Raw genomic sequence first — 22,970 nt, 5'->3', positions numbered from 1 at the left:
ACTGCCTTGGTCAGCCGCCGCGGCCACTTTGTGAGGTTGCGGCACAGAAGGACTTACCCACGCGCTTCATCGCCCAATCAGAACTTCCGCACACTTCCGGCCTGCCCGCACGCCGGGCGAGGAGGCGCCGGACCGCAAGGCCACCAACCAGCACAGCTATAAAGGTCATGACGACGACCAGCGGAGCGAGGAGGCGCCGGACCGCAAGGCCACCAACCAGCACAGCTATAAAGGTCATGACGACGACCAGCGGAGCGAGGAGGCGCCGGACCGCAAGGCCGCCAACCAGCACAGCTATAAAGGTCATGACGACGACGAGCGGAGCGAGGAGGCGCCATGACCAAGCGTGTGGTGCTGTTGCGGCACGCCAAGGCGGAACGGCCGGCCCGGATCACGGATTTCGAGCGCCCGCTCACCGCCCGGGGGTACGCGGACGCGGGTGCGGCGGGGGCCTGGCTCGCGAACGCCGGTCACCTGCCCTCGGTGGTGATTTGTTCACCGGCGAAGCGGACCCGCCAGACCTGGCACGGGGTGGCCCTGGGAATGGCCGAGACCCCGGTCGGCAGGGCCGGGGTCGAGGTCCAGGTGGGCGGCGGTCCGGTGGTGAGCTACGAGCCTGGGGTGTACGACGGTGACGCGTCGGAGCTGCTCGACCTGATCCGGGCGGTCGATCCGCAGATGGGGGTGGTGCTACTGATCGGCCACAATCCGAGCATCTCCGGCCTTTCACAGCTCCTGGACCCGGTGCGCGCCGATCCGGACGGGCTGCGTACCAGTGGGATCGCCGTTCACCGGCTGTCGGTCGAGACGTGGACGGAGATCGGACCGGGGCGCGCACCGCTCGACAGCACGCACACCGCACGAAGCTGACGACCGCGTTGAACGCCCAAGCGGGAGTTTTCCACCGGAGAGGTGGGGCGGGCCGCCAGGGTCAGGAGGGCGGGGCCTGCGGAGGTGGCGGATCCGGTGGCGGTGGCATCATCGAGGTCGGATGCGACAACCGGTTCTCTTCCACGATGAGGGTACGAGCCTTCTTCTTGCTGGTCTGCCAGTACCAGAGCGTGGTCAACAGGACGGCCAGGCCGGCGAGCATGAACACCCAGCCGACCGCGCGTAGGTCCAGCCACCAGATGTTCGCCCTGATGGCGAACGTCATGATGGCTCCCAGTGCGATCAGAAATATGCCGCTACCGACGCCCATGTGCGCTGCACTCCCCCTGTGCGATGCTCGTGGGCTAACCTGACAAATCCCAACAAACTGCTGGTCGTGCCGCCTCCACCATAACGCGATGGCCGACGAGCAGTCTTGCTCGTCGGCCATCGTCGTGCCGGTGCCACCCCTACCGGGTGAGGGCTACCACCCTGCTCAGAACGCGTCCTCCGGCAGGTCCATCACGTCAAGGTTTGTCGATTCGACGATGCGCCGGTCGGCACCGATCCGTGGCAGCACCTCGTGCGCGAAGAACCGGGCCGCGGCGACCTTGCCGGTGTAGAAGGACTTGTCCGCGTCCGACACCTCGCCGGCGAGCGCCCGCAGGGCCACCTCCGCCTGCCGCTGCAACAGCCACCCGACGACCAGGTCGCCGACGGCCAGCAGCAACCGGCGACTGTTGAGCCCGGCCCTGTAGAGAGCCCGGGGCTCACCCGCCTGTGCCTCACCCAGCCAACCGGTCATGGTGGCGAGGATCGTCTGCACCTCGGTCAGTGCCCGCCCCAGCGCCAGCCGTTCCTCCTTGAGCTGGCCGTTGCCGCCCTCGGCGGTGATGAACTCCTGGATCTCGGAGGCCACCACCATCAGCGCCCGACCGTTGTCCTTCACGATCTTCCGGAAGAAGAGATCCAGACTCTGGATCGCGGTGGTGCCCTCGTACAGGGTGTCGATCTTCGCGTCTCGGACGTACTGCTCCAGCGGATAGTCCTGGAGGAAACCCGAACCACCGAAGGTCTGTAGCGACTCGTGCCCGAGCATTTCGTACGCCCGCTCCGAACCACAGCCCTTGACCAGCGGAAGCAGCAGGTCGTTGACCCGCTTCGCCTGCTTCACGCCCGCCTCGTCACCGGCGGTCTCGGCGAGCTTGACCTTGTCCTGCCAACTGGCGGTGTAACAGACCAGGGCGCGCAGCCCTTCCGCGTACGACTTCTGTAGCAGCAGCGACCGACGGACGTCCGGGTGGTGGGTGATGGTGACCCGGGGTGCGTTGCGGTCGGTGGCGAGCAGGTCGGCACCCTGGGCCCGGTTCTTGGCGTACTCCAGTGCGTTGAGGTAGCCGGTGGAGAGGGTGGCGATCGCCTTGGTGCCCACCATCATCCGGGCGTACTCGATGATCAGGAACATCTGGCGGATGCCGTCGTGTACGTCTCCGAGGAGCCAGCCCTTGGCCGGTACGCCGTGCTCGCCGAAGGTCAGCTCACAGGTGTTGGAGACCTTGATCCCCATCTTGTGCTCGACGTTGGTGGCGAAGACGCCGTTGCGCTCGCCGAGCGCGCCCGTCTCCTCGTCGAAGTGGAACTTGGGCACGATGAAGAGGGAGAGGCCCTTGGTGCCCGGGCCACCCGCGCCCTCGACGCCGACTGGCCGGGCCAGCACATAGTGGACAATGTTGTCGGTGAGGTCGTGTTCGCCGGAGGTGATGAAGCGCTTGACCCCCTCCAGGTGCCACGAGCCGTCCGGCTGCGGGATCGCCCTGGTCCGTCCGGCGCCGACGTCCGAGCCGGCGTCCGGCTCGGTCAGCACCATCGAGGAGCCCCACTGCTTCTCGATGAAGAGCTTTGCCCAGGAGCGCTGCCGCTCGGTGCCCTCGACATAGAGGGTGTGCGCGAAGGAGGGGCCGGAGGCGTACATCCAGATCGGCGCGTTCGAGCCGAGGATCAACTCGGCCAGCGACCACCAGAGCGCGCGGGGCGCGTTGCTGCCGTCGAGTTCGGCCGGGAGGTCCATCCGCCAGAACTCGGAGTCCATCAGGGACTGGTAGGACTTCTTGAAGGCGGCGGGGAGCGGTGCCGTGTGGGTGGCCGGGTCGAAGACCGGCGGATTGCGGTCACTTTCGACGTAGCTCGCGGCGAGATCCTCGCGAGCCAGCCGACCGACCTCGGCGAGGATGCTGCGGGCCGTGTCGACGTCGAAATCGGTGTACGGCTCCTGGCCGAATGCCTGATCCGCACCGAAGACCTCGAAGAGGTTGAACTCCAGGTCCCGGATGTTGCTCTTGTAGTGGGTCATGTGCACGGCCCCGCTTCCGAACGTGTTACCGGCCAGTAACCACGACTGTATTACTCACGGGTAGGCCGGACAAGTTAATCGCAGAAGTGACGGCGGACACATTGCCGACAGAGTGCGCCAAAGCACGCGACGACCCACCCGACAACCGGCGAACAGCCCGGATCAGCCGTCCGAGGCGCCGACTTCCCAGCTCGGTACGGGAACGGTGGTGACCGGACGCGGTCCGGCGTACTCCATCAGAACCAGGGCGATGTCGTCGTCCAGCCGGCCGTGCACCCACTCGACCAGCGCGGTCTCCAACGAGGCAAGCCCGTCCGCGACCGTCCCGTGCCCGAGCAACTGCCAGGCCCGGTCCACGGTCGGGAAGAACTCGCCCTCCCTGCGTGCCTCGCCGAGACCGTCGGTGAAGAGCAGCAGCCGATCGCCCGGTTCGAGCCGCTCGACCCGGGGCCGGACCACCGGCATGAAACCCAGCGGCGGGGCCGGCGACGGCGGCTCCAGCGGGATCACCTGGCCCCGCCGCAGCAGCAGCGGGGCAGGGTGACCACAGTTGACGATGGTGAGGGTGCCGCCCCGCTCCTCGACCAGCGCGGCGGTGACAAAGTCCTCGTCACCGACGCTGCGGGCCACCGCCCGGTCCAGGTCGGCGACGATCGCCCGCAGGTCGGCGCGCTCGTACGCGACGTGCCGGTAGGAACCGAGCACGATGCTGGCGAGCCGGACCGCGTCGAGCCCCTTGCCGCGTACGTCGCCGATCAGCATCCGTACGCCGTAGGGCGTGTCGATCACCTCGTACAGGTCACCGCCGATCTCGGCGGCGGCGGTCGAGGAGATGTAGCGGGCGGCGACGGCGAGCGAGCCGACCTGTGGCCCGAGCGGACGGAGGACGGCCTGCTGTGCCACGGCTGCCAGCTTCGACAACTCGGCGATCTGCTCAGCCTGCCGCTGGCGCACCGCTGCCACCGCCGCCGCGACTCCGATGAAGAGCGCCACCCCGCCGACGTTGACCACGTTGCCCAACTCGACGTTCTTCGCACTCAGGGTGAACGCCGCCCCGATGCCCGTCGCCGCCGTACCCACACCGAGCACCACCCGCCAGGAGGCGAACGCGGCGGCGAGGAACGGCGCCGCGACCAGCAGTCCGATATGGTCGGCCCGGCTACCGTCGGCCAGCTCGATCGCGGAGACGAGTGCGAGCAGCACAAGGGCCGCGCCGAGACCGGCGCGGGAACCAGAACTCAGCGGGCGGCGGCCCGTCGGCAAGAATTGCATGGGTACGCGGAACAGCATGCCTGATCGACGGGCACTGTTGAACGAAGTTGGCCCCTCGTCTGAGTGGGTTCTGTCCACCTGGCCGGTGCCTCGCCGGGGCGGCAACACTACGCACCGATCAGGTTGCTGGTCAGCACCGTGCACCGCCGCGCCCGGCCGCGCCCTCGCCGCCCGCTCCGGTCACCCGAGAATCTCGTACCGCACGGTGATCGCACCGAGGTCGGTGGAGGCGATCGCCTCGAACGCGGCCCGGGACAGGTCGAGGCAGCGGCCGTCGACGTACGGGCCACGGTCGTTGATCCGTACCACCACCGACTTGCCGTTGGCCGGGTTGATCACCCGTACCCGGGTGTTGAAGGCGAGCGTCAGGTGCGCGGCGGTGAGCGAGCTCGGGTCGAAGTTCTCCCCGTTCGCGGTCAACTGTCCCTGGTCGTAGAAGGAGGCTCCGCAGCTACCGGTGCCGACGACGGGGGTCGTCGCCGGCTTCGGCTTCTTGGTCACGCTCGGCTTCGGGCTGGCGGCCCGGGTGTTGCCACGCGAGGCGCGGGCCGGGGTCCGGGTCGCCTGCGGGCTGACCGAGGGCGACGCGGTTGCCGAGGGGGCCAGCGTCGGCAGCTCGGTCGCCGGGCTGCTCGGCGCGAGGGTCGGTACGGCGGCGTCGGCCACCGGGGCGGTGGACGTCACGGGACTGCTGGCGAGGTGGATGCCCCCGATGGTGCCGCCGACGGCGAGCGCCACGCCCAGCGCGACGCTGGCGGTGAGGCCGGCAGGCGACTTGAATGTACGAACCAGGGGGTGCTTCTCCGTCACCGACCTGTCCTTCCCGTAGACGACAACGTGAAGGTCGGAAGGTAGCGAGAGGAGCACTTCGGAAGTCAACGTGATCATGCTCTTTTGCCCGCATTTGCGGTAAAACGTGTAGCCGATCGGCCGACCTGCCCTGGGCCGGTCGTGCCCCTACCGCAGGATGGCACAGATGCCCGCTGAGCTGAGCAAACGGCTCGCCGACCAGTTCCGCTGGATCGATCCCGGACCGGCCAGCACCCACCTGGTCAGCGACATGTCCGGCTGGTGGCGCGACCCGGAAATACTCGCAGAAATCGGACCAGCGCTCGCCGCCCTGTTCCGACCCGAGAATCCCACCCTCGTGATCGCCCCCGAGGTGACCGGGCTGATGCTCGGCCCGCTGGTGGCGACCGCACTCGGCATCGGCTTCCTACCCGCCTACAAGAACACCGGCGACCGGCGGATCGCCGAGCCGACCACCTGGGCCACCACACCGACGGACTACCGTGGTCGGCGACTCGCCCTCGGCGTACGCGACCGGCACCTCGGACCGGAGGACCGCGTGCTGGTGGTCGACGACTGGGTTGCCAGCGGCGCCCAGGTACGGGCCCTCTACCAGGTGATCACCGCCCGGGGCGGCACCCCGCTCGGCACCGCCGCCATCGTCGCCGACTGCCCACTGGAACTCGCCCGCGAACTGCGCGTACGGAGCCTGCTCGACGGGCGCGACCTCGGCCCGTGAAGGCGTGCCCGAACGTCGGCCACGCACTTGACGTCAACCCTGGTTCAACCGCAACGGCGACGAACACGTGGTCAAACTCGCCGACGCGGTGGCCGACGTCTACGCGGGTACGGGCGACCGGACAGCTCTCGCCGCCGCCGTCTACGCCGCCCAACTCATCTGAGTTCGAAAGCGTCTCGGACCAACCGGGAGAGGACCGGCCTAACGCAGCTTGGGCAGCAGGTCGGTCGCCACCTCTTCGAGCACCGCCTCGTCCCCGGCGTACCAGCTCGACTCGCGGGGCCAATGGGTGATCACGTCGGTGAAGCCGAGCTCGGCGGCCCGGCCGACCGCGTCGGCGAAGAACGCGGCACTGGAGAGCGAGAAGACCGGTGCGGCGTCGAGCGACAGGTAGCGGTCCAGCGTGGACGGATCACGACCGGCCGCCTCCAACGTACGGTCGAGCTGTCCGCTGAGTTCGGTGACCGTACGCCACCAGGCCGCCATGTCGTCCCCACCGAGGCCGGTGGTGACCCAGCCCTGACCGAAACGCGCGACCAGCCTCATCGCACGCGGCCCGTTCGCGGCGACGACGAACGGCACCCGGGGCGTCTGCACGCAGCCCGGGTTGTTCCGCGCGTCGACCGAGGTGAACCACTCGCCCCGCCAGTCGACCCGGTCCTGGCGCAGGATCAGGTCGAGCAGTTCGGTGAACTCGCTGAACCGGTCCACCCGCTGCCGGGGCGGCAACGTCTCGCCACCGAGCACCGCCGAGTCGAACCCGATCCCGCCGGAGCCCAGACCGAGCAGCACGCGACCGTCGGAGATGTCGTCCAGCGCGGTGACCTCGCGGGCGAAATGCACCGGATGCCGGAAGTTTGGGGAGGCGACCAGGGTGCCGAGCTTGATCCGGTCGGTGACCATGGCCGCCGCGGTGAGCGTCGGCACGGAGTCGAACCACGGCCCGTCCACCAGGTCACGCCAGCCGAGATGGTCGTACGTCCAGGCGTGGTCGAAACCCCACGCCTCGGCCTGGCGCCACCGGCGCTTCGACTCGGACCACCGCTGGTCCTGGAGGATCACGATACCCACGCGCATGATCGGAAGCCTACGTCGTCGTTCCGACCGGGGCGGCCCGCCGCCGCTGGGCCCACCACCTGCGGATATCTACACCACCTCAGACCGGATGACACGGGTGCAAGTACGCGCATAGCGGGCGGATCGGCGCCCGGACCGGTAGCGTCGGTCGGGTGATCGCCCATGACCGGCGCCCGCGCGGTCCGCAGACCGCCGACAAGCCAGTGACCGGCTGCCCGACCAGCGACCCGGCCGGCGACCCCGCACCCCGGGGTGGAGACCCCGCACCCCGACCCCGGGTACGACGGGACAACACCGAGCGGTACCAGTGGGAGAAGAACCGGGTGCTGCTCGACGAGGCGGGGCGACGGTCAACCGGCGGCACCGAGCACGACACCGGCCTGGAAACCACTGACCTGCGCTTCCACAGCGAATACGACCCGATCGAGGCCGACGAAGACCTGGCCGCCGCCCTCGGTCTGCGCATCGGCACACCGCTGCTGCGCCGGATCTACTGGACCACCTCGCGCCAACGCGGCGCCGCCCTCTCGGTTTCGCACTCCTACCTGCCGTACGAACTCGCCGCGACGAACCCGGCGCTGCTCGACCCCGCCAACGAACCCTGGCCCGGCGGCACGCAACACCAACTCTTCACCCTCGGCATCGAACTCGACCGGATCGTCGACGAGGTACGCGCCCGACCCCCGTCCCGCGACGAGGCCGACCTGCTCGACCTCGCCCCCGGCGACCCCGTCCTGGCAGTACGCAAAACCTCGATCGACACCGACGGCCGAGTGGTCGAGGTCGCCGACGTCGTCTTCGCCGGCGACCGGACCGAACTCGCCTACTCGACCCCGTTGGCGAGGTGGCAGCGGTGACCCGGGTCGTCTCGGTCATCACCCCGGTGCACTGGCCCAGCCTCGGCTACCTTGCCGGGGCGTACGAGTCCCTGGTCGGGCAGGAGATGCCGGACGGGTGGGACTGGCAGTGGCTGGTCCAGGAGGACGGGCAGGACGCGCTCCTGGCCGACCAGATCCCCGAGTTGGATCCTCGGATCAGTCCCGGCAGCGGCCGACCCGGCGGTCCGGGCGTCGCCCGTACCCTCGCCCTGTCCCGGGCCGAAGGGGAACTGATCAAGGTGCTCGACGCCGACGACCAGCTCACACCCGGCGCGCTCGCCCGGGACATCGCGGTGTTGACCGGTGAACCGGGTGTCGGCTGGACCACCGCCGGTGTGCTCGACCTACTCCCCGACGGCTCCACCGAGGAGTGGTCACAGGACCCGCCCGAAGGGCTGATCAACCTGGGGGCCGTGCTCGCCTACTGGCAGGCGAACGACTACGGGCTGCCGGTGCACCCGGCGACGCTCTGCATCCGTACGGAACTGCTGCTCGCCCTCGGCGGCTGGATGGCACTCCCCGCCTCCGAGGACACCGGCCTGCTGCTCGCCGCCAACACCATCAGCCCCGGTTGGTTCATCGCCGAACCCGGCCTGCTCTACCGGAAGTGGCCCGGCCAGATGACCAGCCAGGCCACCCACCGCGAACCAGCCGAACACACCGCCCGGATGCGGGTCGTCGAGGCCCGCGCCCACGCCATCCGCGACCTGCTCACCTGACCCGCCGCTCTTCGAGGGCTCGTCAGCGGAACTCGTGTACGACCTCGATCGGGCCGACGATGTGTCGGTTGAACTCGTCCAGTTCCTCGGCGGGCACCCAGAGTTCGAGGATGCTCTCGCCACCGACCCGGCGTACGGGATAGCGGGTCAGGAACTCCGCCTCGACGTGGAACCGGGTGACGTACCCGACGCCGGAACTCGGGACGTTCCAGTCCCGGGCGATCAGGATCGCGTACTCCTCGTTCAGGACGGGATAGAAGATCGGCTGGTCCGCCAGGCGGGGTGGCCAGGAGCGCCAACCCGATTCCCGTACGAGTTCCAGCTCCTCCGGCCCGGTCGGACGCCACAACTCCGTCGTCGCCGCCCGGTTGCCGTCCATCGTGGACGCTCCCTCAGTCAATCGGGTCGCCTCGCTTGTCACGCTTGCGCTTTGTCACGTCCTGAACCAGTCCCGCCGCCCCGACGGCGAAGACGAAGGCCACCACCACCAGGCTCAGGAGCCACCAGCCTCCGGCACTGATGGCCCAGACGCCACCGATTACCGAAGCCGCTATGAGGACGAGCGCCAGGGTGACCCCGTACGGATCACGCCGGTGATGCCGTGCTGCCTCGATCTCGTCCAAGGTGGCGATCACCTGTCGTTCGAGCCGCTGCCGGATCACACCGTCCGGCACCTTGTTCAGTAACTCGATGTCCTCTTTGAGGATCCTGCGGTCCTGCCGACCGCCCAGGAACGGGACTGCTGCACTGAGAACACCGAGCGCGGCGACAGCGATCTGCGCAACAAGGTCAAGATTCACGCGGTGGAGGCTACAACGCCTCCCAGACGTGTGGCTCCTGGTAGATGTGCTCGCCCCGGAAGTACCAGTCGGCGAGTTCCCACAGGCGATCGACGCACGCGTCGTAGTAACTGTCGGGCATGGGTCGCGGAAAGTCGGGGTGCGAGGTGTGGTCGCGTACCCACGTCGACAGGTGGAAGTAGCCCTCGGCGAGCCAACGGTCGAGCTGGTCCCTGTCCGCGTACTCCATCGCCACGGATCGCATCGCCTGCTCCAGGCGGGTGAACGCCTGGCAGTCCCATCGACGCTCGGCATAGAGCGCGAGCATGAAAGTGCCGTCCTCACTGGCGAACTCGCGACGCAACACCTCAAGTGCCTCCACGCACCGATCCTCGCAGGCGTCCCTAGGGGCTTTGTCGAGACTCTCAGGGCGTGAGCCGTGGGTGAACCCCATCTACTGTGTCGACGTGGAGATCTTGTCGTTCGATGTCTCGGCGGGGCGACCAGCGGAGCCCTACGGCAGCGTCGGTGTGACGGCCCAGGCACTGTTTCGCGGGGAGGCGGTCGCCGTCACCGTGCTGTACGTGGCAGCGGGTGGTGAGGTCGGCCGCCATCCCGCGCCGGTGGACCAGCTCATGGTGATTACGGCAGGACATGGGGTCGTACAGGCGGGTGGTGGTGACTGGGAAAACGTCAATGCCGGCAGGCGGTGGTGTGGCTCGCAGGTGAGGAGCACACCACCAGGGCGAATGCCGACATCACTGCTCTGGTGATCGAGATGCCGACCATGCCACGCAAGCAGTAGACGTGGTGGACCCGGACGTTGACGCCCCGTAACCGGTCCGACCTACTGCTCCTCAGCTGCCGGCCGGAGGCGGTTCCACTGCGGGTCGAAGCAAATCAGGCCACGCTCGGCCGCCATCCGCACCGCGCCCGCCGACACCTCCTCGCACATGCTGTATCGCATGGCGAAGTAGACGATCGGACCCGAAGCGTTGCCAATCAGTGGACCGTCGGACCACGGGCTCACATCATCGTCGTCCTCGGTCATATCTATCCAACGGTCAAGCAGAGCCTCGACGTAGGCACGGATACGCGGAGTCGGCGGGACACCTTCATCCACTCCGATGTACTTCCGGTAGATCCGCTCGAAGGCGGCAGCGCCCGCAGCGTCGTCGGCCGGTTGCTCGCCCTCCCAAACAGCAAGGTCGTAGGTCACGCGGGCAGTGTGCCGGTCCGAACCGACACTTTTGGTCACCGGCAATCCGGGAGGCTCGGTCGCAAGTCAGCTCTGGCGCTTGGACTGGCGAGGCAACCGAAGGCCCAGACTCGACGGCCGCCAGCGCTGGCGGCTTCCGGACCATTGCAACATCGGCCTGGTCGGACAATGCCACCAAAGCAGAGACATGTGAATTTCCCTGCTGGGTGGATGGGTCGCTGATCGGCCTGGACGAGATCATGTGTGCAGTTGGCCGCAGGGAGTCTCTGCACTAGGGGTTGTTCGAGGCGGAGTTCAACGGCGACGTCCGGGGCCGACTACGCGACGATCAGGACCGCGTTCGCACAGATGGTGACGGTGTCTCACGTCCAGCCAAAGCCGCTAGCCACAGATCGTTTGCTCGACACGCCACGCTTGGACCCTAGACAGGCCGCCTGTGGCGTGAGGTGCGGAATCGGGAACGTTGAAGGCCCTGGTTGGGACTCGCGTCCTGGCCAGGGCCTTTGCATTGGAGCGGGTGACGGGAATCGAACCCGCACTGTCAGCTTGGGAAGCTGATGTTCTGCCATTGAACTACACCCGCGAGCGGAGCCCACTGTACCTGGTCTGCCTCCTGAGCGCATCAACGTACCCCGGGCGGCGGTGCCGGGGGCGCCCGTGTGGCTGAGGCAGATTGATGGGGACCACGCCGGTCTGCGTAGTTTGCCTGGAGTGTCCCAGCAGGTAACGTCCGCCACATCGGCAACTTGCGGCGCGTGTGCGAGGCGTCGCTTTTCGTGTGACGAAGAGGTGGGGTCATGGGTTTGCACCGCATCCGGAAGTCAATGCGCTCGGCCGGCGTGGCGTCCGCTGCTCTCGTACTGCTGCTCGGGCCCACGGTGGTGGTGGCGAACCCCGCGCTGGCGAAACCGGCGGCGGCAGGCGCGACGGCTCCGTCGGCGGGATGTGTCGAGCCGGCGGACGCGGGCTCGGCCGCCAGGGCGAGACCCGGTACGCCCGGTAGGCACGACCCCAACGAGTTGACGGCGGCCGAGGCGGCGCAGCGCAACCGCGACCTGGACGCCGCGTACGCGAAGCGGGTCGGGGTCGCGCCGTTCAGCGCCACCCCGAGGAAGATCACGATCCCGGTGGTGGTGCACGTGATCAGCCGGGACCGTACCCGGGAGGGTGGAAACATCCCGCGCGCGATGATCGATGCCCAGCTCAAGGTGCTGAACGCGGCGTTCGACGGGGCGGACGGTGGAGCGGTCACGCCCTTCAAGTTCAAACTCAAAAAGCTCAACCGGGTGGTCAACCCGGCCTGGTATCCGATCGTGGCGGAGAGCCCGGCGGAGACGCAGATGAAAAAGTCGCTGCGGACCGGCGGCCCCGGAACACTCAACCTCTATCTGGGGGCACTCACCGACGACCTGCTCGGCTGGGCGACGTTTCCGCAGAAGCAGGTGACCACGTACGACGGGGTCGTGGTGCTTTCAGAGTCGCTGCCTGGCGGCTACATGAAGCCCTACGACGAGGGCGACACCGGCACCCACGAGGTTGGCCACTGGCTGAACCTCTTCCACACGTTCCAGGGCGGGTGCACGGGTGAAGGCGACGCGGTAGCGGACACCCCGGCGGAGGCGGAGCCAGCGTTCGGCTGCCCGACCGGGCGGGACTCGTGTGTGAGCAAGTCCGGGCTCGACCCGATCCACAACTTCATGAACTACACGGTCGACGCCTGCATGGACCGGTTCACGGTCGGACAGGTGAACCGCATGGTCAAGGCTTGGCAGGCGTACCGCGCCTGATGTACTGCCCGCACGACGAGGGCCGGCCGCTTCCCGAGGAGCCGGCCCTCGTCGTGTGTCTGGGGTCCCTCGACGAGAGTCCGTTCACTCAGGAGGCCCAGATCACCGGTTCTGGGGCGACGGCCACCACTCGGGGCTCCCGGGTGAAGCGTTGGTCGACCGCGTTCGCCGTCGACGCGGACCGCAATTCGGTGGGGTTGACGTGCCGGCGGGCTCGGCGTCCGCGCCGGCCGGCGGGTGCCCGGGCCGCGGTCGGGTCGAGCCACACCTGAACTCCCGGCCGGTCATCGCCCCGCCCGCCGTACGCGAGTGGGATCGCACCGGTCCGGCCGTGCTCGGCGAGCATCGCCGCCTCGACGGTGAACTCGAAGAGCCGCCAGTCCACCCGAGGCTCGGCGCGCACCGTGTCGGCGAGCCGGGCGATCGTCGCCGGGTCGGTGACCAGCTTGGCACGACCGGCCACGTATGCCTCGTCGTCGCTCTCCTCGGGCGGGAACGAGTGCAGCGCGTAGCGGCCGTCACGTTCCAGGTCGCGCCGCTTGGGCGAGTCGACGACGAAGCAGAACAGCCCTTCGTCGTTGATCACCGGCGACACCGGGTGCACGCGGGGACCGCCATCGGCGCGGACGGTGGCGAGGTAGCCGAGACCCGGCCCGTACTGCTGCAGGAGGTTGCGGATCGCGTCGGCGAGACGCGGGGCGTCGGCGGCGAATTCGGACCAGGATGCCATGGGGAGATCCTATCGAACACGTGTTCGAGACGGGTAGTGCGACACGCGCTCGACGCGCCGAATCGTCGCCCACCTGCCGCTCCGCAGCGACGCGACGAGTCACTCCGGGTCCGGGCGCGGCCGAGTTGATCTCGCCCGGTCGCTAAGGTGGCTGGATGCTGCTCTCCGACCGTGACCTGGTCACCGAGATCAAGGCGGGCACTCTGGGGCTGGAGCCCTTCGAGCCGGCACTGGTGCAACCGTCGAGCATCGACGTACGGCTGGACCGGCTCTTCCGGGTGTTCAACAACCATCTCTACACCCACATCGACCCGGCCAGCCAACAGGATGACCTGACCTCGGTCGTGGACGTGCCCGACGGCGAGCCGTTCGTGCTGCACCCGGGCGAGTTCGTACTCGCATCCACGCTCGAAGTGATCTCGCTTGGCGACCAGCTCGCCGGCCGCCTGGAGGGCAAGTCGAGCCTGGGGCGGCTGGGTCTGCTCACCCACTCGACCGCCGGCTTCATCGACCCCGGCTTCTCCGGCCACGTCACGCTGGAACTCTCCAACGTGGCCAACCTGCCGATCACGCTCTGGCCCGGCATGAAGATCGGCCAGCTCTGCATCTTCCGGCTCTCGTCGCCAGCCGAGCACCCCTACGGTTCCGCCGTGTACGGGTCCCGCTACCAGGGCCAACGCGGCCCTACCCCCAGCCGCTCCTGGCAGCGCTGGCAGACCTGGCCCACCCGCTGACCCTCCCTCCGCGATCTGGGGCAGGTCCGCGCTGACGGAGAGATCCGTCAACACGGGCCTGCCCTACTAGATCGTCGAGCAGGGAACCCCCGGGGAGGGGGAGGTCAGGCGGTGGGGCGGCCGAGGCTGTGGACGGTGGCGGTGTCGAGGCGCTTCATCTTCACCGGCTCACCGGCCTGTGAGGCGTGCACCACCCAGCCGTCGCCGACGTACATCCCGACGTGGTGCAGGTCGGCGTAGTAGAAGACCAGATCGCCGGGGCGCAGTTCGGCTTGCTTGACGTACGCGGTGGCCCGACGCTGGGCGGCGGCGTTGTGCGGCAGGGTCACCCCTGCCTTGGCCCAGGCGGCGAGCATCAGCCCGGAGCAGTCGTAGGTGTTCGGGCCGGCGGCACCCCAGACGTACATCTTGCCGATCTGGGCGCAGGCGAACGTGACCGCGATGCCGGACGGACCGCCGGGATAACTCGACGGGCAGGGGGCTGGGCGGAGCGTTCCGCCGCCACCGTTGCCGTAGACCTTCAGGCGCAGCTTCTGCAACCGGTCGATCTCGGCGTCGATCTGCTTCTTCTTCGCGGCCAGGTCCGCCTCGGTCCGGGTGAGCTGCGCGACCAGGGTGTCCAGTGGCGCCTTCTGGGCGGCGAGTTGCTCCTTGAGGTCGACCACCGCCTGGACATCGTGCTGCTGCCGGCGGGCGAACTGGTCGAGGATGGTGAGCTGGTCGGCGAGCATGGTCGGTGAGTCCGTGGTCAGGATGGCGTTGATCGCGGAGGCGTTGTCCCCCTTGTACGCCCGAACGGCCATGTTGCTGACCTTGCCCATAGCCTGGTCGATCTGGAGTTGTAACGGCAGCATCCGCTTGGCCAGCGTGTCCGCCTGCTTTTTCTTGACGGCCAGATCCTGACGGGTTGCGTTGGCCTTCTCGATGGTCGGTTCGAGTTGGTTCCACGCCGCGTCGATCTGCTTTTCGATGTCGGTGACCGACGGTTCGGCGTGGGCCGCGGTGGCGCCGAGCAGAACGGCGACGACACCGGCGATCGCGGCGAGTACGGCGGTACGGATGGGCCAACGGGTACGCGACCGGGTCATGTCCGGGTCGACCGGAGTCGACCGGAGGGACCTCGGCCGCGGGGCATGGCTAGCCACCGGGGTGGGCGCTCCTTCTTCCGGAACCGCCTACCGGGTTAGCTGACGGGTTCGGGCGGGAAGAGTGCGCCCTACCGCGAATATTCGCGGATTCACCCCGAGGTGTTGGTTCCCCGGTTCGTCGAAAACGATTCGGCGGGCCGAGCCGGTGCCACCCGGGTTGGGTGATCAGGTGCCGTCTCGGCGATCTCCCACAGTAGGAACGCGGTTATGCGAGTGCAACCCGTGGCTGGAGTGAAACCGTTCCGTATATCGGACAATTACTCAGGGTGTGTCACCGTCGACAAGGGACAGGCCCCTTGCTAACGGCGTCACCGTCAACAAGGGGCCTGTCCCCACAAACTCGGGCAATTGCTGTTACTCAGCCGGGTCGACGGAACCCCGCGACCGGCATAACGTCAATCTTCGTCATCTTTACCGGCTGACCGGATTGCGGTGCGTGCACCATTAATCCGTTACCGACGTACATGCCGACGTGGTGCAGATCACCGTAGAAGAAGACGAGGTCGCCGGCGCGGGCGTTTGCCCGACTGATCACCTGGCCCTCGTTCCACTGGGCACCCGTGTAGTGGGTGAGCTTCACTCCAGCCTTGCTCCAGGCGTACTGGGTGAGTCCGGAACAGTCGAAGTTGTTCGGCCCGGTCGCGCCCCAGACGTACATCTTGCCGATCTGGGCGCAGGCGGTCCTGACCGCAGTGCCGGCGGGGCCACCCGGGTACGTCGCCGGGCACGGCCCGATCCGCAACGCACCACCGGAACTGCTCGACCCGTACGCGGTCAGCCGCAGCCTCTCCAGCCGGTTGATCTCGGTGTCGATCGACTTCTGCTTCGCGGCGAGCTCGGTGTCCTGCTTCTTCTGTTGCGCGACCAGCTCGTCCAGCTTGCGCTTCTCGACGTCGTACTTCTCCTTGGCGGCGGTGACGTCAGCGATCTGCTCCTGCTGCTCCCGGGCCAGGTGGTCCAGGATCGTGAGCTGATCGGCGAGTTCCGTCGGCGTACCGCTGGTGAGCAGCGCGTTCAGGTCCGACGACGGGCCGCTCTTGTAGTAGCGCGAGGCGAGGTCGCCCACCCGGTCGAGCGCCAGGTCGGCGTGGAGGGCCAACGGCTGGATCTTCTTCTGCAGGTCGGCCGACTTCTTCTGATTCGCCAGAAGTTGGCTGTGCACCTTGTTGTACTGCTCGATGGTCGGTTCGAGCTGAACCCACTGAGCGTCGATCTGCTTCTCGATCTCCTCAACCGAGGGGGCAGCCTGCGCCTGCGTCGTCGGCAGCAATCCGCCCAGGATCACTGCCGCAAGGGCGAGCATGTGGTACGCCCGGCGGCGGCTACCGCCACGCGGTTGCTCATGCATCATCGAATGGCGATGGGAGGGCACGCGTGCCACCGGCACCGACTCCTTCGATACCGACCACCGGGTGCCGCCCGAGGGGATTTGGGCGGCCGACGTCCCACAGCGGTCGGTGCACCACATTAGGGAAGGATCGGGCGCGAATCAAGGGCGGCGGAAGAATACTGCTCGCTGTATTCAGACCGGCGCAATCGGTTGCGACACAACGGCTTCGGAAGACCAGCCAACGACTGCGATCAATACGTCATCGAGTGTCACCACACCGAGCGGGATACGTCCGTCACTCACCAGCACCATATGACGACGCTCCCGACGCATCGACAACAATAGGTCGGCGAGCGTACGGTCCGGCGGCACCACCGCGAGCGGCCGGAGCACCTCGGCCGGGACCGGCGCACGACGCGCCGCCCCGGCGTACCCGAGCACATCCTTGACGTGCACGAAACCGAGCACCCGCCGACTGCTCCGCTGTACCACCGGAAAACGCGACCGTCCCGTCCGCGTCGCCAGCACCTCCAGCGACGCCGGTGACACGTCCTCGGCGACCGTGGTCACCGCCGACCACGGTCGCAACGCGTCGGCGGCGGTACGCCGGCTCAGCGCGAGCGCACCGGTGATCCTGGCGTGCTGCACCGGAGCCAACAGCCCCTCGGTACGGGCCTGCGCCACCAGCCCCGCCAACTCCTCTGCGGTGAAGACCGTCTTCACCGCGTCCGCCGTCTCGATCGCCCACAGCCGCAGCACCTGCCGCGACGCCCACTTCATTGCCAGCAGCAACGGCTTCGTCACCAGGCAGAAGGCCAGCATCGCCGGGCCGAGCCAGAGCGCCGACCGCTCCGGACCGGCGAGGGTGATGTTCTTCGGCACCATCTCACCGACCACCGTGTGCAGGAAGACCACCACACCGAGGGCGAGGACGAACGCCAGCGGATGTACGGCCGCCGCCGGCACCCCCACCGAGTGGAACGGTTCCTCCATCAGATGCGCCAGGGCCGGCTCGGCGATCGCACCGAGGCCCAGCGAGCAGATGGTGATGCCGAGTTGCGCCCCGGCGATCATCAAGGGGATCTGGTTCATCGCCGAGAGGGCGAAACGGGCCTGTTTTGTCACCGCCGCCATCGGCTCGATCACCGTACGGCGCGAGGCGATCAACGCGAACTCGCTGCCCACGAAGAAACCGTTGCCGAGCAGGAGTGCCAGCGCGATCAGCAAATCCGTCACACCGACCACCCCGTACGACGGCCTCTCACGGCGTCTCACCCGGCTCCGACGGACGGAGCACCCGAACCTGCTCGATCCGGTGCCGGTCCACCTCGACCACGGTGAACTCGTACCCCTGCTCCAGCACCGTCTCCCCGGCGACCGGGATGTGCCCCAGGCGGGCCAGCAGGAAACCGGCCAGGGTCTCGTACGGGCCGTCGGGCAACCGGAAGCCGACCTGCTCGACCAGCTCGTCGGCGCGGAGCACGCCGTCGGTCAGGACCGCGCGCTCACCCCCGGGAGCGGTCAGTTCGAGCCGTGCGTCCTCCAGCGCCACCGCCGGGTCGAACTCGTCGGCGATCTCCCCGACCAGCTCCTCCACCAGGTCCTCGACGGTGACCACACCGTCGGTGCCGCCGTACTCGTCGACGACGATGGCCAGGTCGGCGTCGGCCGCCCGCAACGCCGCGAGCACGTTGTCCAGATCGAGGCTCTCCGGTACGTACACCGGCTCCCGGGCCACGGATGCCACCGTCGTGGCAGCCCTGCGGTCCAGCGGTACGCCGAGCGCGTCCGACACCCCGGCCACGCCGGTGACCAGGTCGAGCGTCTCCTCGTACACCGGAAAGCGAGTCCGTCCGGTGCGCTGCGCCAGGGCGAGCAGCTCGGCCACGGAGGCACCCGCCCGCAGTGCGACCACGTCGACCCGGGGGGTCATCGCCTCGGCCGCCCGCTTGCCGCCGAACCGGATGGTCCGGCGCAACAGCATCGCCGTCTCCGGCGACAGCGCCCCGGCCCGTGCCGAGATGGCGGCGAGTAGTCCCAGTTCCTCGGCCGATCGGGCGCTGGCGAGTTCCTCCTGCGGTTCCACCCCGAGCCTGCGGACCAGCCAGTTGGCGGAGTTGTTCAGCGCCCGGATCAGCCACTTGAAGACAATGCTGAACGTACGCATCGGGCCGGCGGTGGCGAGCGCCGCCGGCAGCGGCCGGGCCAGGGCGGCGTTTTTCGGCACCAGCTCCCCGAAGAGCATCGACAGGAGCGTGGCCAGCACCAACGCCAGGAGCGGGGTGACCAGCCCGGTGGGTTCCCCGATGACCGGTCGGAGCAGCGGACCGAAGAGCTTGGCCAGCGCCGGCTCGGCGAGGTAGCCGGTCAGCAGAGCGGTGATGGTGATGCCGAGTTGCGCGCCGGAGAGCTGGAAGGAGAGCTCCCGCAGCGCCTTGCGGACCGTACCGGCGCGACGGTCTCCGGCGGCGGCACGCTGGTCGATCCCGGCCCGGTCGACCGTCACGAGGGCGAATTCAGCCACCACGAAGAAGGCGTTGCCGGCGGTCAACAGCACGAAGGCGACCAGCGGCAGGAGGGTGGTCAGGAGTGCACTCTCGATGATCGGCTCACCTCGGCGCCGATTGTTCCACGACTATGCGCGCCGGCACGAGTACCGATTCACCGGACGGATTTGTTTTGTCAACCGCCGATTCACACGATCAACGGACGGCCGGTGGCCGGCGGACCGCCCCGCCCGGGGTCAGCTCGCGGTGCCGGCCGGTTCCGGCTGGCCCTGCGTGGTCGGCTTGACCGAGCGGAGCAGGACCGTGGCGACGTCGACGACCTCGACCTGTTCGGCCACGCCCTTGCCGTTCACCCCGTCGCTGATCATCGTGGTGCAGAACGGGCAGCCGACCGCGATGGTCTTCGCCCCGGTCGAGATCGCCTCCTCGACCCGCTCCACGTTGATCCGCTTACCGATCCGCTCCTCCATCCACATTCGGGCGCCACCGGCGCCGCAGCAGAAGGAGCGCTCGCTGTTACGCGGCATCTCGGTCAGTCCGTCGGCCGCCGCCGCCCCGAGTACCTCGCGCGGCGGCGTGAAGACCCGGTTGTGCCGACCGAGGTAGCACGGGTCGTGGTAGGTGATGCCGCCGTCGATCGGCGTGACCGGGGTGAGCTTGCCGGTGGCGACCAGGTGTGCCAGCAACTGGGTGTGGTGCACCACCTCGAACTGGCCACCAAGTTCGCCGTACTCGTTGCCGAGCGTGTTGAAGCAGTGCGGACAGCTCGCCACGATCTTGCGCTTGGCGGGTTCCCGGTCGCCGAACGCCTCGTTCAACGTTTCGACGTTCTGCTGCGCCAGCATCTGGAAGACGAACTCGTTGCCGATCCGTCGGGCCGGGTCACCGGTGCAGGTCTCACCCTCGCCCAGGATGGCGAAATTGACGCCGGCCTCGTGCAGCAGTGTGGCGACCGCCCGGGTGGTCTTCTTGGCCCGGTCCTCGAACGCCCCGGCGCAGCCGACCCAGAAGAGGTACTCGAAGTCCTCGGTCTCGCCGACCCGGGGTACCTCGAAGTCGAGCCCCTTGGTCCAGTCTTCCCGGGTGTTCGGCGGCGCGCCCCACGGGTTGCCCTTGTTCTCCAGGTTGCGCAGCATCACGCCCGCCTCGGACGGGAAGCTCGACTCGATCAGCACCTGGTACCGGCGCATGTCGACGATGTGGTCCACGTGCTCGATGTCGACCGGGCACTGCTCGACGCAGGCGCCACAGGTGGTGCAGGACCAGAGCACGTCCGGGTCGATCACCCCGCCCTCCTCGGCGCCGCCGATCAGTGGGCGGTTCCCCTCGGCGAGCGAGAGCACGTCCAGGTGGGCGAGCTGCGCCTGGGTCGCCTTCTCCTCACCGGTCAGGTCCTTGCCCCCGCCGGCCAGCAGGTACGGCGCCTTCGCGTACGCGTGGTCCCGCAGGCTGAGGATGAGCAGCTTCGGCGAGAGCGGCTTGCCGGTGTTCCAGGCCGGGCACTGCGACTGGCACCGTCCGCACTCCGTGCAGGTGCTGAAGTCCAGCAGGCCCTTCCAGGTGAACTGCTCGACCTGGGCGACGCCGAACTGGTCGGACTCCGGGTCTGCCTCCTCGAAGTCGAGGGGCTTGCCGGCGCTCATCATGGGCCGGAGCGCACCGAGCCCGGAACCGGCCCGGCCCGGGTCGCGCTTGAAGTAGATGTTGAAGAACGCCGCGAACCGGTGCCAGGCCACGCCCATGGTCACGTTGAGCGCGATGACGATCACCCAGGTCATCGAAATGGCGATCTTCACCAGGGCGGTGACGCTGGTGCCGGCGGACCAGTCCGGCAGGACCGCGCCGACGGCGTGGCTGACCGGGGTCGCCCAGGCCGGGAACTCGAAGTGGTCGGTGGCGACCTTGAAGCCCCGGATGAGGAACCCGCAGACCAGGACCGCCAGCACCACGGCCTCGACGAAGTAGCCCTGCCACATGGTGGAGCCGGTGAAGCGCGAGCGACGGTTCGGGTTGCCGGGACGGTTCGCCAACCGGATTCCGATCAGCACCAGGATCCCGGCCGTACCGAGCACTCCGATGATCTCGGTGGCGAGGCCGTACACCAGCCAGTGCCCGATCACCGGCAGGCCGCCGGTCGGGCTGACCACCTCGAAGTACGCCTCAAGCACGAGCAGCGAGAGCACGATGAAGGCGACCATCACGAACCAGTGCGCGGCGCCGACCACGCTCCAGCGCAGCATCCGGGTGTGCCCGAGGGTCTCGGTCAACATCGTCCGGGTACGCAGGGCCGGGTCACCCGTACGGGTCGGATCGGGTTGCCCCGCCCGGATCACCGACACCATCCGCAGCACCGCGCGCACCGCGAGCACCACCGCGACGGCGGTGACGGCGGCGGCGACAGCCGTGGTGACGATCTGGACGCTGCCCATGCCCTGGCCTCCCGGTCTGCGACGTGTCAGGCGACTGGTCGACCGCAGGGGTGCGATCGTGCCTGCAGCCTACGCGCTATGTTACCCACTAGTAACGTCGGATTCTCCGTGGCCGGCTGCGCCGCGTACGGACACCCTAGGCCGCGCCACTGGACGCACCTTCCGCCGGTCAGCCCCCGGATACGCCAAAGCCGGCGCCCGCGGAACGGAGCCGGCGCCGGCAGACCATGCTGGTCGACCCGAACGGGTCGACCAGCATGGGACGACGTACGAGATCAGTGGCGGATCAGACGGGTGATCAACGCCAGCGGGAGAGCAGGGCCAACGACCCCACCATGCCTCCGAAGCCGATCGCGAGGTTCCAGTAACCCCAGGTGGCAACCGGGTACTCGGTCTCGGAAAGGTAGTAGACCACCAGCCACGCGATACCGAAGACGATCAGGCTGACCGCGGTGATCGGCAACCAGACCGGGCTAGGCTTGCGCGTCGCCGCCGTGCCCGAGGGGCGGACATCGGTCGGTGGGGTGTACACCTTCTTCTTACGGACCTGCGACTTCGGCACGGCGCTCCTCCTGAGGGGTGGCGATCCTCGTCCGGCCTGACAACCGGACGCAGGGGCGACGGTCCATGGCCAATAATGTTCGACAGCTAGCGTAGTCGCGATGACCCGATCAGGCCACGAACGGGGCCAACCGGTTGCTCCCGGTGAACGGATCCGGCTACCGGGTGGGACGGGAAGCCCACAGTACGAGAGACCGACATGATCGGGAGGGCGGACTCGGTGGAGTACACAACGGGTGGAACCTCCTGGGGCAAGGTGCTCCGCCGGGCGGTTGTGGGCCTGCTGCCCCGCCGTTCCGGGCAGCGACGGCCCGGCTGGTCGGCGGCTGTGCCGTTGATCGCACTCGCCGCGGGCCTGCTCTTCACCACTTCGGCAACCACCGCGGCGGGTACCTCGCTGCGGGAGGACCGCCGCCCCGAACTCGCCCAGCTCATGAAGGACCGCCGCGACCAGGTTGTCGCGAGCGAGAAACAGGCCGCCGCCCTCCGTGCCCAGGTGGAGAAGCAGACCGAATCGCTCGCCAGCTCCGACGCACCGGTCGCCGCCCAGCGCGACCGGGCCGCCAGCAACCGTCAGGCCGCCGGGTTCACCGCACTCGCCGGGCCAGGTCTCGTGGTCGAACTCAACGACGCTCCCCGGCTGGGCGACGGCGGACGTCCCGACAACGCCAGCAACGACGATCTCGTGGTCCACCAGGGCGATGTGCAGGCGGTTGTCAACGCTCTCTGGGCCGGCGGCGCCGAAGCCCTGTCCATCATGAATGTCCGCGTGCTCGCCACCAGCGCGGTACGCTGCGTAGGAAACACCCTGTTACTTCACGGGCGGGTATATTCCCCGCCTTTCAAGATCACCGCAATCGGTGACCCCGCCGCCTTGCAGCGGGCCCTCGCCGCTTCCGAGGGCGTCCAGTTGTTCAGGGACGCCGTGGACCACTTCCAACTCGGATACCAGGAGACAGTGGAGTCGAGCGTGACCGTTCCGGCCTTCGAGGGGTCAACGGGGCTACGTAGCGCCCGGGTGCCGGGGTGAGTTCCGTGAGTGGCGACCGGCA

At 68.3% G+C, this 22,970-nt stretch carries 23 protein-coding genes, 1 tRNA gene, 1 pseudogene and 1 riboswitch; of the genes and pseudogenes, 8 read left to right on the top strand and 17 right to left on the bottom strand.

The annotated features are described in order from the left end of the window. Window positions 1-336 precede the first annotated feature (336 nt). On the top strand, window positions 337-870 hold the full coding sequence (locus tag ACIBF5_RS04060; protein WP_396807874.1) for a SixA phosphatase family protein: 534 nt from the start codon (window positions 337-339) through the stop codon (window positions 868-870). A gap of 61 nt (window positions 871-931) precedes the next feature. Here the strand turns inward: ACIBF5_RS04060 and ACIBF5_RS04055 are convergent, their stop codons facing one another. The 4 genes from ACIBF5_RS04055 to ACIBF5_RS04040 form a co-directional block, all read right to left on the bottom strand. Next, window positions 932-1,201: a DUF6458 family protein gene (locus tag ACIBF5_RS04055; RefSeq protein ID WP_396807872.1), complete on the bottom strand. Its 270-nt coding sequence runs from the start codon at window positions 1,199-1,201 to the stop codon at window positions 932-934. A 165-nt stretch (window positions 1,202-1,366) separates the two neighbouring features. Further along, a complete protein-coding gene (locus ACIBF5_RS04050; protein ID WP_396807870.1) occupies window positions 1,367-3,220 on the bottom strand; it encodes an acyl-CoA dehydrogenase in 1,854 nt (617 codons plus the stop codon). 162 nt (window positions 3,221-3,382) lie between these two features. Further along, entirely contained in the window at window positions 3,383-4,510 is a 1,128-nt protein-coding gene (locus ACIBF5_RS04045) for a PP2C family protein-serine/threonine phosphatase (protein WP_396807868.1), read from the bottom strand. A 162-nt stretch (window positions 4,511-4,672) separates the two neighbouring features. Further along, window positions 4,673-5,302 (bottom strand): septal ring lytic transglycosylase RlpA family protein, encoded by a 630-nt coding sequence (locus ACIBF5_RS04040; RefSeq protein ID WP_396807866.1) that lies wholly within the window; start codon window positions 5,300-5,302, stop codon window positions 4,673-4,675. Between the two features lie 166 nt (window positions 5,303-5,468). On the opposite strand from ACIBF5_RS04040, the gene ACIBF5_RS04035 reads away from it, so the two are divergent. Then, entirely contained in the window at window positions 5,469-6,020 is a 552-nt protein-coding gene (locus tag ACIBF5_RS04035) for a phosphoribosyltransferase (protein WP_396807865.1), read from the top strand. A gap of 201 nt (window positions 6,021-6,221) precedes the next feature. On the opposite strand, the gene ACIBF5_RS04030 is transcribed toward ACIBF5_RS04035, so the two are convergent. Then, window positions 6,222-7,097 (bottom strand): LLM class flavin-dependent oxidoreductase, encoded by an 876-nt coding sequence (locus tag ACIBF5_RS04030; protein WP_396807864.1) that lies wholly within the window; start codon window positions 7,095-7,097, stop codon window positions 6,222-6,224. A 152-nt stretch (window positions 7,098-7,249) separates the two neighbouring features. Here ACIBF5_RS04030 and ACIBF5_RS04025 point away from each other — a divergent pair, with 152 nt between their 5' ends. Next, on the top strand, window positions 7,250-7,954 hold the full coding sequence (locus ACIBF5_RS04025) for a UTRA domain-containing protein (protein WP_396807862.1): 705 nt from the start codon (window positions 7,250-7,252) through the stop codon (window positions 7,952-7,954). Beyond that, window positions 7,951-8,694: a glycosyltransferase gene (locus tag ACIBF5_RS04020; RefSeq protein WP_396807860.1), complete on the top strand. Its 744-nt coding sequence runs from the start codon at window positions 7,951-7,953 to the stop codon at window positions 8,692-8,694. The genes ACIBF5_RS04025 and ACIBF5_RS04020 overlap by 4 nt, the downstream gene beginning before the upstream one ends. Before the next feature lie 22 nt (window positions 8,695-8,716). Here the strand turns inward: ACIBF5_RS04020 and ACIBF5_RS04015 are convergent, their stop codons facing one another. From ACIBF5_RS04015 to ACIBF5_RS04005, 3 genes are read right to left on the bottom strand one after another with little or no spacing between them, the layout of a single operon-like run. After that, the gene (locus ACIBF5_RS04015; protein WP_396807858.1) at window positions 8,717-9,073 is read right to left on the bottom strand and encodes a hypothetical protein; all 357 of its coding nucleotides are present in this window, start codon (window positions 9,071-9,073) and stop codon (window positions 8,717-8,719) included. Between the two features lie 13 nt (window positions 9,074-9,086). After that, window positions 9,087-9,494: a hypothetical protein gene (locus tag ACIBF5_RS04010; RefSeq protein ID WP_396807856.1), complete on the bottom strand. Its 408-nt coding sequence runs from the start codon at window positions 9,492-9,494 to the stop codon at window positions 9,087-9,089. Window positions 9,495-9,504: 10 nt separating this feature from the next. After that, complete coding sequence (locus tag ACIBF5_RS04005; RefSeq protein ID WP_396807854.1) at window positions 9,505-9,855, bottom strand: hypothetical protein; 351 nt, start codon at window positions 9,853-9,855, stop codon at window positions 9,505-9,507. A gap of 85 nt (window positions 9,856-9,940) precedes the next feature. On the opposite strand from ACIBF5_RS04005, the gene ACIBF5_RS04000 reads away from it, so the two are divergent. Continuing rightward, window positions 9,941-10,246 (top strand): hypothetical protein, encoded by a 306-nt coding sequence (locus ACIBF5_RS04000; RefSeq protein WP_396807852.1) that lies wholly within the window; start codon window positions 9,941-9,943, stop codon window positions 10,244-10,246. A gap of 74 nt (window positions 10,247-10,320) precedes the next feature. On the opposite strand, the gene ACIBF5_RS03995 is transcribed toward ACIBF5_RS04000, so the two are convergent. Then, the gene (locus ACIBF5_RS03995) at window positions 10,321-10,692 is read right to left on the bottom strand and encodes a hypothetical protein (protein ID WP_396807850.1); all 372 of its coding nucleotides are present in this window, start codon (window positions 10,690-10,692) and stop codon (window positions 10,321-10,323) included. Window positions 10,693-11,201: 509 nt separating this feature from the next. Next, window positions 11,202-11,275, bottom strand: a tRNA-Gly gene (locus ACIBF5_RS03990). A 214-nt stretch (window positions 11,276-11,489) separates the two neighbouring features. On the opposite strand from ACIBF5_RS03990, the gene ACIBF5_RS03985 reads away from it, so the two are divergent. Then, complete coding sequence (locus ACIBF5_RS03985; RefSeq protein ID WP_396807848.1) at window positions 11,490-12,479, top strand: zinc metalloprotease; 990 nt, start codon at window positions 11,490-11,492, stop codon at window positions 12,477-12,479. 208 nt (window positions 12,480-12,687) lie between these two features. Here the strand turns inward: ACIBF5_RS03985 and ACIBF5_RS03980 are convergent. After that, a pseudogene (locus ACIBF5_RS03980) lies at window positions 12,688-13,209 on the bottom strand (pyridoxamine 5'-phosphate oxidase family protein); the annotation flags it as partial. Between the two features lie 155 nt (window positions 13,210-13,364). On the opposite strand from ACIBF5_RS03980, the gene dcd reads away from it, so the two are divergent. Continuing rightward, the gene (gene dcd / locus ACIBF5_RS03975) at window positions 13,365-13,943 is read left to right on the top strand and encodes a dCTP deaminase (protein ID WP_121157677.1); all 579 of its coding nucleotides are present in this window, start codon (window positions 13,365-13,367) and stop codon (window positions 13,941-13,943) included. A 104-nt stretch (window positions 13,944-14,047) separates the two neighbouring features. Here dcd and ACIBF5_RS03970 read toward each other — a convergent pair whose 3' ends face one another. The 6 genes from ACIBF5_RS03970 to ACIBF5_RS03945 all read right to left on the bottom strand — a co-directional run bounded on the left by ACIBF5_RS03970 (window position 14,048) and on the right by ACIBF5_RS03945 (window position 21,919). Beyond that, a complete protein-coding gene (locus ACIBF5_RS03970; RefSeq protein WP_396807846.1) occupies window positions 14,048-15,031 on the bottom strand; it encodes an NlpC/P60 family protein in 984 nt (327 codons plus the stop codon). 69 nt (window positions 15,032-15,100) lie between these two features. Further along, window positions 15,101-15,236: riboswitch (cyclic di-AMP (ydaO/yuaA leader) on the bottom strand. Window positions 15,237-15,449: 213 nt separating this feature from the next. Continuing rightward, window positions 15,450-16,442, bottom strand: a complete 993-nt coding sequence (locus ACIBF5_RS03965) for an NlpC/P60 family protein (protein ID WP_396807844.1) — start codon at window positions 16,440-16,442, stop codon at window positions 15,450-15,452. Window positions 16,443-16,613: 171 nt separating this feature from the next. Next, window positions 16,614-17,657, bottom strand: a complete 1,044-nt coding sequence (locus ACIBF5_RS03960; protein ID WP_396807842.1) for a hemolysin family protein — start codon at window positions 17,655-17,657, stop codon at window positions 16,614-16,616. A 25-nt stretch (window positions 17,658-17,682) separates the two neighbouring features. Next, window positions 17,683-18,996 (bottom strand): hemolysin family protein, encoded by a 1,314-nt coding sequence (locus tag ACIBF5_RS03955; protein WP_396808277.1) that lies wholly within the window; start codon window positions 18,994-18,996, stop codon window positions 17,683-17,685. A 168-nt stretch (window positions 18,997-19,164) separates the two neighbouring features. Continuing rightward, the gene (locus ACIBF5_RS03950; RefSeq protein ID WP_396807840.1) at window positions 19,165-21,357 is read right to left on the bottom strand and encodes a (Fe-S)-binding protein; all 2,193 of its coding nucleotides are present in this window, start codon (window positions 21,355-21,357) and stop codon (window positions 19,165-19,167) included. A gap of 298 nt (window positions 21,358-21,655) precedes the next feature. Further along, window positions 21,656-21,919, bottom strand: a complete 264-nt coding sequence (locus tag ACIBF5_RS03945) for a cell division protein CrgA (RefSeq protein WP_396807838.1) — start codon at window positions 21,917-21,919, stop codon at window positions 21,656-21,658. Window positions 21,920-22,138: 219 nt separating this feature from the next. On the opposite strand from ACIBF5_RS03945, the gene ACIBF5_RS03940 reads away from it, so the two are divergent. Next, the gene (locus ACIBF5_RS03940) at window positions 22,139-22,948 is read left to right on the top strand and encodes a DUF881 domain-containing protein (RefSeq protein WP_396807836.1); all 810 of its coding nucleotides are present in this window, start codon (window positions 22,139-22,141) and stop codon (window positions 22,946-22,948) included. Window positions 22,949-22,970: the final 22 nt, after the last annotated feature.

The sequence above is a fragment of the Micromonospora sp. NPDC050417 genome, from assembly GCF_044458865.1.
Lineage (GTDB): Bacteria > Actinomycetota > Actinomycetes > Mycobacteriales > Micromonosporaceae > Micromonospora_G.
Note: the sequence above shows the minus strand (reverse complement) of the source record. Positions and strands in the feature narration are given on the sequence as shown.